A 12,081-nucleotide genomic window follows, 5' to 3' on the forward strand; every position below is an offset into this window, starting at 1 on the left:
CCCCTGCGAACCTCCCTGCGCCTGCTGCCGTTGGCCCTGGGCATAGCCCTGGCCCTGCCCGCCATGGCCGACGAGAAGCCGCTCAACTGGGGCCTGTGCCCGGTCGGCGACGTGCTGCCGCCGTTCAGCGAGGCGCCGCCGCCGGACCCGGCCGCGGCGCAGACCCGCAACGAGCAGCCGACCGACATCGAGGGCGACGAACTCAGCGGCACCGAGACCACTCCGAAGTACCAGGGCAACGTCGCCCTGGTCCGCGGCGACCAGTTCCTGGGCACCGACCAGCTGAGCTTCGACACCGAGACCGGGCGCTACGTGGCCGAGGGCAACGTGCGCTACCAGGACTCCGGCATCCGCATCGTGGCCGACCGCGCCGAGGGCAACCAGGACGAGGACAGCCACGTCATCACCAACATCCGCTACCAGCTGGTGGACCGGCGCGGCAACGGCGGCGCCGACTCGATCGCCATGCGCGGCCCGGTGGGGCAGATGTACCACTCCACCTACAGCACCTGCGACCCGGACCAGCGCGCCTGGGAGCTGCGCGCGCAGCGGATCGACGTGGACAACGACGAGGGCTTCGGCGTGGCCCGCAACGCGGTGCTGCGCATGGGCCGCTTCCCGGTGCTGTACGTGCCGTGGATCAAGTTCCCGGTGGACGACCGCCGCCGCACCGGCCTGCTGTACCCGTCGGTCAGCAATTCCGGCCGCGACGGCTTCGACTACAGCCAGCCGATCTACCTCAACCTGGCGCCGAACTACGACGCGACCCTGTCGCCGCGCATCATGACCAAGCGCGGCCTGATGCTGGACGCGGAGTTCCGCTACCTCTACGAAGGCGGCCGCGGCATCCTCGAGGGCGGCTTCCTGCCCGACGATGACCTGCGCGACCGCGACCGCGGCCGCTTCCGCTTCAGCGGCTACCACAACATCGACCGCCACTGGCAGGCGCGCGCCAACCTCGCCTGGGTCAGCGACGACCGCTTCGTCGAGGACTTCTCCAGCCGCCTGGCCGGCGTCTCCGCGTCCTACCTGCAGAGCACCGCCGGCGTGTTCGGCACCGCCGAGCACTGGAACGCCGGCGCCATGGTCGAGCACTTCCAGCGCACCGACTACACCCTGCGCGACGCCGACCTGCCCTTCAGCCGCCTGCCGCGCATCTACGGCACCTGGCAGCAGCCGCTGGGCCGCTGGATCGACGCGGGCATGTACGCCGAGGCGGTGCACTTCGCGCACCCGGACTCGCGGATCAGCGGCGGCGAGCGCCTGGACCTGAAGCCGTTCGTGTCCGCGCGCCTGGGCGGCCCGGCCTGGTACGCGACCCCGACCCTGGCCTGGCGCTACACCTCCTACCGCCTGGAGGAAGGCGTGCTGCTGGACCCCGACCAGGGCCTCCGCGGCGCGGAGGACCCCACCCGCAGCCTGCCCATCGCCAGCTTCGACGCCGGCATGTACTTCGACCGCGAGACCAGCTGGGACGGCGAGCGCTTCCTGCACACCCTGGAGCCGCGCCTGTTCTACCTGTACGCGCCGTACCGCGACCAGGACGACCTGCCGGTGTTCGACACCCGGCCGTTCACCTTCAGCTGGGGCCAGCTGTTCCGCGACAACCGCTATTCCGGCGCCGACCGCCAGACCGACGCCAACCAGCTGACCATCGCCCTCAGTTCGCGCCTGATCCGCCAGTCCGACGGCCGCGAGAAGCTGTCGCTGAGCCTCGGCCAGATCCGCTACTTCCAGGACTCGCGGGTGGTGCTCAGGAACGAGACCCCGGTGGCGCAGGGCAAGTCGGCCTGGGTGGCCGACGCCAACTACATGATCAACGACCGCTGGAACCTCGGCGCTTCCTACCAGTGGGACCCGAAGTTCCGCCGCGAGGACCTGGCCAGCGTCCGCGCCCGCTACCTGTGGCCGGACGACGGCGTGGTCAACCTCGGCTACCGCTACCGCCGCGGGCTGCTGGAGCAGGCCGACTTCTCGTTCCTGTACCCGATCAACCCGACCTGGAGCCTGGTCGGCCGCTACTACCACTCCATCTCCAGCGACAAGCTGCTGGAGGCGATCGCCGGCGTGCAGTGGGACAGCTGCTGCTTCGCGGTGCGCGCCATCGCCCGCCGCTACGTGCGCAACCGCGAGGGCGAGCTGGACAACGCGCTGCAGGTGGAATTCGTGCTCAAGGGCCTGGGCTCGGCCGGCCAGGACACGGAGCGCACCCTGCGCCGTGCTATTCTCGGCTACCACCGCGACGACCTGTACCTGGTCCCGCCCAGCAACACCACGCCCGATCCGGACGACTACGATCCGAACCTCATCCCGTGAGTCCATGAGCCGACGCCTTTCCGCGATTCTCCTGGCGGCTTCCGCCATGCTGTCCCTCCCCGTCGCCGGCGTGGCCCAGGAGGCCCAGCAGCAGCTGCAGCCGGTGGAGCGCATCGCCGCGATCGTGGACGAGGACGTGATCCTGCAGAGCGAGCTGGACCTGGCGGTGCGCAACATCCTGGCGCAGTACGCCGGCCGCGAGAACCAGCTGCCGCCGCGCCCGGTGCTCGAGCGCCAGGTGCTGGAGCGGCTGGTGCTGAACAAGCTGCAGGTCGCCCGCGCGCGCCAGCAGGGCGTGCGCGTCAGCGAGCAGGAGCTGAACCAGACCGTCGCCGCGATCGCCCAGCAGAACGGCCTGACCCTGGACGGCCTGCGCCAGCGCCTGGCCGCCGACGGCCTGTCCTTCGAGGAGTTCCGCCGCTCGCTGGCCGAGGAAATCACCATCCAGCGCCTGCGCCAGAACTTCATCTCGCGCATCAACGTCAGCGAGGCCGAGGTCGACGCCGCGCTGGAGCGCGAGGCGAGCAACAGCCGCCAGTACCGCCTGGCGCACATCCTGGTCGCCCTGCCCGACGGCGCCACCCCGGAGCAGATCGCCACCGGCCAGCGCAAGATCGAGGGCATCCTCAACGTCATCAACAAGGGCGAGATGGACTTCGCCGCCGCCGCCGTGCGCTATTCGGACAGCCCCAACGCGCTGGAAGGCGGCGACCTGGGCTGGCGCTCGCTGGACGAGATCCCCACGGCCTTCGCCCAGCAGATCGTGAACCTGCAGCCGGGCCAGATCCTCGGCCCGATCCGCGGCCCCAGCGGCTTCCAGCTGCTGCGCCTGTCGGAGGTGCGCGACAGCAGCGAGGCGCCGGCGCAGACCGTCACCGAGTACCACGTGCGCCACATCCTGGTGCGGGTCAACGACCGCCAGGACGAGGCCACCGCGCGCGCCAAGATCGACACCCTGCGCGCGCGCATCGCCGGCGGCGCCGACTTCCAGGAAGTGGCGCGCGAGGCCTCCGAGGACAACAACACCCGCGGCCAGGGCGGCGACCTGGGCTGGTTCCCGGCCGATGCCTACGGCCCGGAATTCGGCAGCCAGGTGACCGCGCTGGAGGATGGCCAGGTTTCGCAGCCGTTCCGCACCGATGCCGGCTGGCACATCATCGAGCGCCTGGCCCAGCGCGAGACCGACGTGACCGACGAGAACCGCCGCGCCCGGGTCCGCGACACCATCGGCCGCCGCAAGCTGGAAGAGGAATACGAGCGCTACCTGCAGGAGCTGCGGGGCGAGGCGTACGTCGTGTTCCGCGCCGGCGACCGCGCCGAGCCCGTCGCCAACTGAGCCATGGCACTGCCCCGGCTGGCGCTGGTTCCCGGCGAACCGGCCGGGGTTGGCCCGGAACTGTGCGTGCGCGTGGCCCAGGCCCCGCGCCGCGACTGCAGCCTGGTCGCCCTCGCCGATCCTGGGCTCCTGCAGGCCGCCGCGGCGGCGCTGGGCCTGCCGCTGAACCTCCTGCCCGCCGACGCCGTCGCCCGCCGCCCGGGCGACCTGCCGCTGCACCCGGTCCGCAATGCGGTTGCCGTGCAGTTCGGCCACCCGGATCCGCGCAATGCCCGCGCCGTCGTCGACGCCCTGCTGGGCGCCGCCGAAGGCTGCGTGCGCGGCGGCTTCCACGGCATGGTCACCGGGCCGGTACAGAAGGCGACCATCAACGAGGGCGGCATCCCCTACACCGGCACCACCGAGCTGCTGGCCGGCCATGCCGGCCGCGAGGTGGTGATGATGCTGGCCAACGACATCGTGCGGGTGGCACTGGCCACCACCCACCTGCCGCTGCGCGAGGTCGCCAACGCGATCGACGCCGGCCTGCTGCGGCGGGGGCTCGGCATCCTGCACCGGGCCCTGCGCGAGGATTTCGGCATCGCCGAGCCGGTGATCGCGGTGCTGGGACTCAACCCCCACGCCGGCGAGGACGGCCACCTCGGGCGCGAGGAGATCGAGGTCATCACCCCGGTGCTGGAGTCGCTGCGCGCCGCGGGCATGCGCCTGGCCGGCCCGCTGCCGGCCGATACCGCGTTCCTGCCCGGCAAGCTGCGCGGCTTCGACGCGGTACTGGCCATGTACCACGACCAGGGCCTGCCGGTGCTCAAGTACAGCGGCTTCGAGCGCGCGGTGAACCTGACCCTGGGCCTGCCCTACCCGCGCGTGGCCGTCGACCACGGCACCGCCCTGGACCTGGCCGGCAAGGGCCTGGCCGATCCCTCCAGCCTGGAAGCCGCGGTCGCCACCTGCGCGCGGATGGCGGCGCAGCGGATGCAGCAAAGCTGAGGTCCCCCTTTCCCGGGGAGAGTCCGTAGCCAGGGTAGGCAAGGCGCGCCGCACGGCGGCAGTGCCCGGGCGCTGGCGGGCCCGGCGCATTGCCACGCGCTGCGGATCCACCGCCGGACCGCGTCACGCGCCCGTCCCGGAAGCGGCCTGCGCCCGTGTCCGGGCGACGGGCTTGCGCCGCAGCGTCAGAACAGCTCGCCGGTATCCCGCGCAGGCACCGTCAGCCCGAGGTGGCGGTAGGCCTTGGGCGTGGCCATGCGCCCGCGCGCGGTGCGCACCAGGAAGCCCTGCTGGATCAGGTAGGGCTCGATCACGTCCTCCAGGGTGCCGCGCTCCTCCGACAGCGAGGCGGCCAGCGATTCCACGCCCACCGGGCCGCCGTCGAAGTGGCCGATGATGGTGTTGAGCAGGCGCCGGTCCAGCTCGTCGAAGCCTTCCGGATCGACCTTGAGCATGGCCATCGCCGCCTGCGCCACTTCCTTGTCGATGCGTCCGCCGGCCTTGACCTGGGCATAGTCGCGCACGCGGCGCAGCAGGCGGTTGGCGATGCGCGGGGTGCCGCGGGCGCGGCGCGCGATCTCGCCGGCGCCCTCCGGCTCGCAGTCGATGCCCAGGATCCGCGCCGAGCGGCGCACGATCTTCGTCAGCTCCTCGGGCGTATAGAACTCCAGGCGCTGGACGATGCCGAAGCGGTCGCGCAGCGGCGCGGTCAGCAGGCCGGCGCGGGTGGTGGCGCCGATCAGGGTGAACGGCGGCAGGTCCAGCTTGATCGAGCGCGCGGCCGGGCCCTCGCCGATCATGATGTCGATCTGGAAGTCCTCCATCGCCGGATAGAGCACTTCCTCGACCACTGGCGACATGCGGTGGATCTCGTCGATGAACAGCACGTCGTGCGGCTGCAGGTTGGTCAGCAGCGCGGCCAGGTCGCCGGCCTTCTCGATCACCGGGCCGGAGGTCACCCGCAGGTTCACCCCCAGCTCGTTGGCGATGACGTGGCTGAGCGTGGTCTTGCCCAGGCCCGGCGGGCCGAAGATCAGGACGTGGTCCAGGGCCTCGCCGCGGGCGCGGGCGGCCTCGATGTAGATGCCCAGCTGCTCGCGGACCGGCTGCTGGCCCAGGTATTCGTCCAGTCGCTGCGGCCGGATCGAGGCCTCAAGGGCCTCGTCCTCGCGGGTGGCGCCGGCGCCGAGGATGCTGCGGTGTTCGCTCATGCGGGGATTATGGCCGGTGCCGGTCGCGCGTGCCGAGACCCGGGCGGTCCGCGCCGGCGCGCCGGCTCAGATCTCCACCTGCGCGCCCAGCTCCACCAGGCGGTTGCCGGGGATGCGGAAGAAGCCGGTGGCCGGGGCGGCGTTGCGGTGCATGAAGGCGAACAGCTTGTCGCGCCAGGTCGGCATGCCGCGGCGGGCGCCGGCGACCACGTTCTCGCGGCTGGCGAAGTAGGTGGTGTCCATCGGGTCCATGGACAGGCCGTCGCGGTCGCAGGCGCGCATCAGCGCCAGCGGCACGTCCGGGGTTTCCATGAAGCCGAAGCGGACCAGCACCCGGTAGAAGTCGTCGCCGATCGCGTCCACCCGGATCCGCTTCTCCACCGGCGCGTACGGCACCGGCAGGGTCTCCACGGTCAGGAACACGTTGCGCTCGTGCAGCACCTTGTTGTGCTTGAGGTTGTGCAGCAGCGCGTGCGGCACCAGCCCGGGATCGGCGGTGAGGAAGATCGCCGTGCCCGGCACCCGCACCGGCGGCGCCAGCATCAGTCCGGGCAGGAAGGTGTCCACCCGGATGCCGTCCTTGCGGATCTCCTCGCGCAGCAGCGCGCGGCCGCGGCGCCAGGTGCGCATCAGGGTGAACAGCACCAGGCCCAGCACCACCGGGAACCAGGCGCCCTGCAGCAGCTTGGCGCCGTTGGCGACCACGAAGGCCACGTCGATGAAGAAGAACGCCACGCACAGCGCCAGGATCCAGCGCCGCCCGGCAGGCCACAGCGCGCGCGCCACCAGCGCCAGCAGCAGGGTGTCGATCAGCATCGTGGCCGAGACCGAGATGCCGTAGGCCACGGCCAGGTTGGAGGAACTGCGGAACACCAGCACCAGGCCGATCACCATCACCATCAGCATCCAGTTGATGCCGGGCACGTAGATCTGGCCGATCGCCTCGCTGGAGGTGTGCTTGATGCGCATGCGCGGGATGTAGCCCAGCTGCATGGCCTGGCGGCCGATCGAGAACGCGCCGGTGATCACCGCCTGCGAGGCGATCACCGCGGCCATCGTCGCCAGCACGATCATCGGGTACAGGGCCCAGCCCGGCACCGACTCGTAGAACGGGTTGCGCACCAGCTCCGGGTGCTCCAGCACCAGCGCGCCCTGCCCCAGGTAGTTGAGCACCAGGCAGGGCAGGACGAAGAAGTACCAGCCGTGGCGGATCGGGCGCGCGCCGAAGTGGCCCATGTCCGCGTACAGCGCCTCGCCACCGGTCACCGCCAGCACCACCGCGCCGAGGATGAACACGCCGTGCCAGCCGTGGTCGGCGAAGAACAGCACCGCCCACCACGGATTGAAGGCCTTGAGCACCTCCGGCGCCTTTATGATGTTCCAGGCGCCGATCGCGGCGATGGCCACGAACCAGACCATGGTCACCGGGCCGAACACCTTGCCGACCTTGGCGGTGCCGAAGCGCTGGCTGGCGAACAGCACCACCAGCACCACGATGGTCAGCGGGACGATGAAGTTGTGCAGCCCCGGCGCGGCCACTTCCAGGCCCTCCATCGCGCCGAGCACGGAGATGGCCGGGGTGATCACGCCATCGCCGAAGAACAGCGAGGCGCCGAAGATGCCGAGGATGCCGACCACGTAGGCCGAGCGCGAACCGTTGCGCAGGGTGCGCTGGGCCAGGGCCATCAGCGCCATGATGCCGCCCTCGCCGTCGTTGTCGGCGCGCATGATGATGGTCACGTACTTCAGCGTGACCACCACCATCAGCGACCAGAACGCCAGCGACAGCACGCCCAGCACGGTGTCGTGGTCGCTGGACAGGCCGTAGTGCGGCGAGAACGCTTCCTTGAGCGTGTACAGCGGGCTGGTGCCGATGTCGCCGAAGACCACGCCGATGGCGCCCAGCACCAGGGCCAGGTGCGAGCCGCCGGGCCCGTGGGCGGCGGGCCCGTGGCCGGCGTGGGAAGGCGATGACGCTGCGGACATGGCGGGCGAACCTTAGCGCGGACGGGCGTGAGCGGGGCGCGAGCGCGCGCTCAGCGCAGGGCCGACTGCAGGGCCTTGCGGATGATGGCCGCGGCGTCCTCGCCGGGCGCGGCGGCGTCGCGGGCCATGCGCTGCGCATCGGCCGGCTTGTAGCCCAGCTGCTGCAGGGCGGTGGCGGCGTCGGCCAGCGGATCGCCCGGGACCGCCGTCATCCCGGCCACGGCGCCGCCGCCGGCCAGGTCGGCGGCGCGGTCGCGCAGCTCGACCACCATGCGCTCGGCGGTCTTCTTGCCGATCCCCGGGATCCGGGTCAGCGCGGTGATGTCGCCGGCCTGCACCAGCCGCGCGAACTCCTCCACGCTCACCCCCGAAAGCACCGCCAGCGCGATCTTGGCGCCGATGCCACTGACCTTCTGCACGTCGCGGAACAGCCGCCGCTCCGACTCGCGCAGGAAGCCGTACAGCGCCACGCTGTCCTCCTTCTGCGCGTAATGGGTGAACAGCGAGACTTCCCGGCCCAGCTCGGGCAGGTCGTAGAAGGTGCTCATCGGCGCCTCCAGCTCGTAGCCGACGCCATTGACGTCGACCACCAGCCACGGCGGCTGCTTCAGCACCAGGGTTCCACGCAGTCTTCCAATCATTGGGGGCTCCTACGGAGCGTGATTCGGGATTGGTGATTGGTGATTCGAGAAAGCAAAGGCGAAAGCGCCGGCACGGCCGGAAGATGCCCGCGCTTTCCACGAATCACGGCTTTCAACGGACGCACGTCCGGTAATGACGAATCACCAATCACGGCTCTATTTCCTCCAGGCCAGCTTGGTGCTGACGCCCAGCCTCTGTGCGGTGGCCCGTACATGCGCGTGGGTCAGGGCGATGGCCAGGGCGTCGGCGGCGTCGGCCTGCAGCTTGCCGGGCAGGCCGAGCATGGCCGCGACCATGTGCTGGACTTGGGCCTTGTCGGCGGCGCCGGTGCCGACCACGGCCAGCTTCACCTCGCGCGCGGCGTACTCGCTTACCGGCAGGTCGCGCAGGACCACGGCGCTGATCGCCGCGCCGCGGGCCTGGCCCAGCTTGAGCGCCGATTCGGCGCTGCGGCCCACGAACACCTGCTCGATCGCCACTTCCTGCGGGTGGTATTCGTCGATCAGCGCGGCCAGGCCGTCCAGCAGCCGGCGCAGGCGCTCGGCGAAGCCGCCCTCGCCCAGCAGCACCAGCGGCTGGTGGTGGACGTGGCGCACGCGGCCGCCGCCGTCCACGTCAATGATGCCCACGCCGGTACGCTGCGAACCCGGATCGATGCCGAGGATGCGCACCGGGGCGGCGGTCGCGCGCGCGGCGTTCATGCGCCCACCGCGCACGCCTTCCGGCCCGCCGCCTGTTCGCCCCGGGCCGGACGCATGCTCAGCCGGCTTCGCCCAGGTCGGCGTTGGAATAGACGTTCTGCACGTCGTCCAGGTCCTCGAGCATGTGCAGCAGCCTCTGCACCTGCTGCGCGGTCTCCCCGGACACGGCGATGTCGTTGTCAGCGCGGAACGTCACCTCGGCGTAGCCCGGGGCCAGGCCGGCGGCCTCCATCGCCTGCTTCACCGCCTCGAAGTTCTCCGGCGCGGTGATCACGTCGATCGCGCCGTCCTCCGGGTACACGACCACGTCGTCGGCACCGGCCTCGATCGCCGCCTCGGTCACCTTCTCCTCGTCGGCGCCCTCGTAGCTGAGCACGCCCAGGCGCTTGAACATGAAGGCCACCGAGCCCTCGGTGCCCATGTTGCCGCCGCACTTGGAGAAGGCGTGGCGCACGTCGGCCACGGTGCGCACGCGGTTGTCGGTCAGGCAGTCGACGATCACCGCCACGCCGCCGGGGGCGTAGCCCTCGTAGCGCACTTCCTCGTACTCGACGCCTTCCAGCTCGCCGGTGGCCTTCTTGATCGCGCGCTCGATCACGTCCTTGGACATGTTCGACGACAGCGCCTTGTCGATCGCCGCGCGCAGGCGCGGGTTGTTGGCCGGCTCGCCTCCGCCGGCGCGGGCGGCGACGCTGATCTCGCGGATCAGCTTGGTGAAGATCTTGCCGCGCTTGGCATCGCTGGCGTTCTTGCGCGCTTCGATCGAGGGACCACGACCCATGGGCGTACCGTACTGCGTTTGCGAAGCGGTGGATTATAGCGGCCCGCCGCCCTCCCCTGCGCCGCCGCCGGCGCGCGCCGGCGGCAGGAACGCGCCAGCGCGCAGGAACGCCGCCACCTGCCGCGCGGCCTCGGCCGAGAACACCAGCCCGGTATGGCTGGCGCGCACCCGGCAGTAGGCGCTGGCGCCGGGCAGGCGGGTCTCGGCCAGGGCCACGGTGCCGTCCGAATCAGTCCCCACCGCGGCCAGCAGGCGCCCCACCCCGCGCGGCACCTCGCCGGCGATCACCCCCAGTTCGGCCCGCCCGGACCAGGGCTGGCAGCCGCACAGCAGCAGCGGCGCGCTGCGTCCCAGCAGCCAGGCCAGGCGCCGGTGCGCGGCAAGCAGGCGTGCGGTGGCGCTGCCGCACAGCGGCGAGCCCAGGCAGACCACGCGCCGCACCGGCAGGTCCGGTGCCCGGCGCAGGGCCTCCAGCGCGACCAGCCCACCGAGGCTGTGCCCGGCCAGATGGCAAGGCGGCCCGGCGCGCAGGCGTTCGACCAGGTTGGCGATCGCCGGCTCCGGCCCGCCGACGATGCTGGGATAGCCGAAGTCCTCCACCTCGAAGCCGAGCCGGCGCAGGCGCAGTGCCAGCGGCAACAGCCACCACGGCGAGTTCCAGAGGCCGTGCACCAGCAGCACCCGCTCGCGGGGCCCGGTCGCGGCCGGCGGCATCAGGCCGCGACCTCCTGCTGCCGCTTCCACGCCCGGGGCGAGACCCCGGCGTGCGACTTGAACGCGCGCGACAGCGCCGCCTCGCTGGCGTAGCCGACCTCCGAGGCGACCACCTTCAGCGGCCGCCCGCGGCGCAGCGCCTGCTGCGCCAGGCGCACGCGCCAGCCCTGCAGGTACTGCCCCGGGGTCAGCCCCACCGTTTCGCGGAAGGTCTCGGCGAACACGCTGCGCGACATGCCGGCCACCGCGGCCAGTTCCTCCAGGGTCCATTCCCGCGCCGGCGCCTCGTGCATCGCCACCAGGGCATGGCGCAGGCGCGCGTGCGCCAGGCCGGCCAGCAGCCCGCCGCGCACCTCGCCCTGCTCCATCAGGTGCCGCAACAGCTGGATCATCACCACCTCGAACAGGCGGTCGACCATGGCCTGGCGGCCGCAGCGCTGGTCGAACGCCTCCTCGAACAGCAGGTCCAGCACCGGACCCGCGCCCGGCAGCGACTGCAGCGGCAGGCACACGAAGGACGGCAGCGCCGCCACCAGCGGATTGCCGGCGCCGCCCTCGAAGCGCAGGTTGGCGCAGGCCATGTCGGCGCCGCGCTGGGGATCGCTGGAAAAGCGGTGCGGCAGCGGCCGCGGGTACAGCAGCAGGCTCGGCTCGCTGACCTGCACGGTGCTGCCGCCATGGCTGACGTCCAGCGGACCGCGCCGGATCAGGTGCAGCTGGCCCATGCCGTCAATGGCGTCGAGGGTGTTGATGCCGCACAGCGCGCCGGCGTGGAAGACCTGTGCGCTTACCGGGAAGCGCTCCAGCAGGACGGCGAGTCGGTCGCCCATCTCGTACTCCCAGTCAAATTTTCCGGACTTTACGCGGCCGATCGTAGCAGCCGCGGATCCACATTACTCCCAGCGGTACCCCCCCATCCCCCGAAGAGGAGAGAACGATCATGAATGCCATTACCCGCCCGATTGCCGCCGGCCTGCTGGCCCTGGCCGTCCACGCCGCGCTCCCGGCCCAGGCCGCCACCCCCGCCACGGTGCCCGCGCCCCAGGCGACCGTGGAGGGCAGCCACGTCGTCACCGCCGACGGCGTGCGCCTTTACTACAAGGACTGGGGCCCGAAGGACGGCCCGGTCGTCACCTTCAGCCACGGCTGGCCGCTGAGTTCGGANAGCTGGGAAGCGCAGATGCTGTTCCTNGCCGACCACGGCTTCCGCGTCGTCGCCCATGACCGCCGCGGCCACGGCCGTTCCAGCCAGCCGTGGGACGGCAACGACATGGACCACTACGCCGACGACCTGGCCGCGGTGATCGAGGCCCTGGACCTGCGCGACGCCACCCTGGTCGGCTTCTCCACCGGCGGTGGCGAGGTCGCGCGCTACATCGGCCGCCACGGCACCTCGCGGGTGAAGAA

At 71.6% G+C, this 12,081-nt stretch carries 11 protein-coding genes; 4 read left to right on the forward strand and 7 right to left on the reverse strand.

The annotated features are described in order from the left end of the window. The first annotated feature begins 3 nt into the window (after positions 1 to 3). From lptD to pdxA, 3 genes are read left to right on the forward strand one after another with little or no spacing between them, the layout of a single operon-like run. Positions 4 to 2,316: an LPS assembly protein LptD gene (lptD, locus tag PSEJ31_RS0115385; RefSeq protein WP_083852408.1), complete on the forward strand. Its 2,313-nt coding sequence runs from the start codon at positions 4 to 6 to the stop codon at positions 2,314 to 2,316. A 4-nt stretch (positions 2,317 to 2,320) separates the two neighbouring features. Beyond that, positions 2,321 to 3,652, forward strand: coding sequence for a peptidylprolyl isomerase (locus PSEJ31_RS0115390; protein WP_028915968.1), 1,332 nt, complete (start codon positions 2,321 to 2,323; stop codon positions 3,650 to 3,652). A gap of 3 nt (positions 3,653 to 3,655) precedes the next feature. Continuing rightward, on the forward strand, positions 3,656 to 4,639 hold the full coding sequence (pdxA, locus tag PSEJ31_RS0115395) for a 4-hydroxythreonine-4-phosphate dehydrogenase PdxA (protein ID WP_019398274.1): 984 nt from the start codon (positions 3,656 to 3,658) through the stop codon (positions 4,637 to 4,639). Between the two features lie 185 nt (positions 4,640 to 4,824). Here pdxA and ruvB read toward each other — a convergent pair whose 3' ends face one another. From ruvB to PSEJ31_RS0115430, 7 genes are all read right to left on the reverse strand, one after another. Next, positions 4,825 to 5,850, reverse strand: a complete 1,026-nt coding sequence (ruvB, locus tag PSEJ31_RS0115400) for a Holliday junction branch migration DNA helicase RuvB (protein ID WP_019398273.1) — start codon at positions 5,848 to 5,850, stop codon at positions 4,825 to 4,827. Between the two features lie 66 nt (positions 5,851 to 5,916). Next, positions 5,917 to 7,836 (reverse strand): potassium transporter Kup, encoded by a 1,920-nt coding sequence (locus PSEJ31_RS0115405; RefSeq protein ID WP_028915969.1) that lies wholly within the window; start codon positions 7,834 to 7,836, stop codon positions 5,917 to 5,919. 50 nt (positions 7,837 to 7,886) lie between these two features. After that, positions 7,887 to 8,477: a Holliday junction branch migration protein RuvA gene (ruvA, locus tag PSEJ31_RS0115410; protein ID WP_026010450.1), complete on the reverse strand. Its 591-nt coding sequence runs from the start codon at positions 8,475 to 8,477 to the stop codon at positions 7,887 to 7,889. Between the two features lie 156 nt (positions 8,478 to 8,633). Beyond that, a complete protein-coding gene (ruvC, locus tag PSEJ31_RS0115415; RefSeq protein ID WP_028915970.1) occupies positions 8,634 to 9,179 on the reverse strand; it encodes a crossover junction endodeoxyribonuclease RuvC in 546 nt (181 codons plus the stop codon). Between the two features lie 58 nt (positions 9,180 to 9,237). Continuing rightward, a complete protein-coding gene (locus tag PSEJ31_RS0115420; RefSeq protein ID WP_028915971.1) occupies positions 9,238 to 9,960 on the reverse strand; it encodes a YebC/PmpR family DNA-binding transcriptional regulator in 723 nt (240 codons plus the stop codon). A gap of 33 nt (positions 9,961 to 9,993) precedes the next feature. Next, a complete protein-coding gene (locus PSEJ31_RS0115425; protein WP_028915972.1) occupies positions 9,994 to 10,674 on the reverse strand; it encodes an alpha/beta hydrolase in 681 nt (226 codons plus the stop codon). Continuing rightward, the gene (locus PSEJ31_RS0115430; protein WP_019398267.1) at positions 10,674 to 11,504 is read right to left on the reverse strand and encodes an AraC family transcriptional regulator; all 831 of its coding nucleotides are present in this window, start codon (positions 11,502 to 11,504) and stop codon (positions 10,674 to 10,676) included. Before PSEJ31_RS0115430 ends, PSEJ31_RS0115425 begins: the two co-directional genes overlap by 1 nt. Before the next feature lie 110 nt (positions 11,505 to 11,614). Between PSEJ31_RS0115430 and PSEJ31_RS0115435 the strand changes: the two genes are divergently transcribed. Further along, positions 11,615 to 12,081, forward strand: a 467-nt coding sequence (locus PSEJ31_RS0115435; RefSeq protein ID WP_028915973.1) for an alpha/beta hydrolase, incomplete at its 3' end; no start/stop codon positions are given.

The organism is Pseudoxanthomonas sp. J31 (genome assembly GCF_000510725.1).
In the GTDB taxonomy this organism is placed as follows: Bacteria; Pseudomonadota; Gammaproteobacteria; order Xanthomonadales; family Xanthomonadaceae; genus Pseudoxanthomonas.

Excerpts from the sequence above, each read along its gene's own strand:
- PSEJ31_RS0115425 (WP_028915972.1), bottom strand. The coding sequence starts at position 10,674 with ATGCCGCCGGCCGCGACCGGGCCCCGCGAGCGGGTGCTGCTGGTGCAC.
- PSEJ31_RS0115405 (WP_028915969.1), bottom strand. The coding sequence starts at position 7,836 with ATGTCCGCAGCGTCATCGCCTTCCCACGCCGGCCACGGGCCCGCCGCC.
- PSEJ31_RS0115420 (WP_028915971.1), bottom strand. The coding sequence starts at position 9,960 with ATGGGTCGTGGTCCCTCGATCGAAGCGCGCAAGAACGCCAGCGATGCC.
- ruvA (WP_026010450.1), bottom strand. The coding sequence starts at position 8,477 with ATGATTGGAAGACTGCGTGGAACCCTGGTGCTGAAGCAGCCGCCGTGG.
- ruvB (WP_019398273.1), bottom strand. The coding sequence starts at position 5,850 with ATGAGCGAACACCGCAGCATCCTCGGCGCCGGCGCCACCCGCGAGGAC.
- PSEJ31_RS0115430 (WP_019398267.1), bottom strand. The coding sequence starts at position 11,504 with ATGGGCGACCGACTCGCCGTCCTGCTGGAGCGCTTCCCGGTAAGCGCA.
- pdxA (WP_019398274.1), top strand. The coding sequence starts at position 3,656 with ATGGCACTGCCCCGGCTGGCGCTGGTTCCCGGCGAACCGGCCGGGGTT.
- ruvC (WP_028915970.1), bottom strand. The coding sequence starts at position 9,179 with ATGAACGCCGCGCGCGCGACCGCCGCCCCGGTGCGCATCCTCGGCATC.
- PSEJ31_RS0115390 (WP_028915968.1), top strand. The coding sequence starts at position 2,321 with ATGAGCCGACGCCTTTCCGCGATTCTCCTGGCGGCTTCCGCCATGCTG.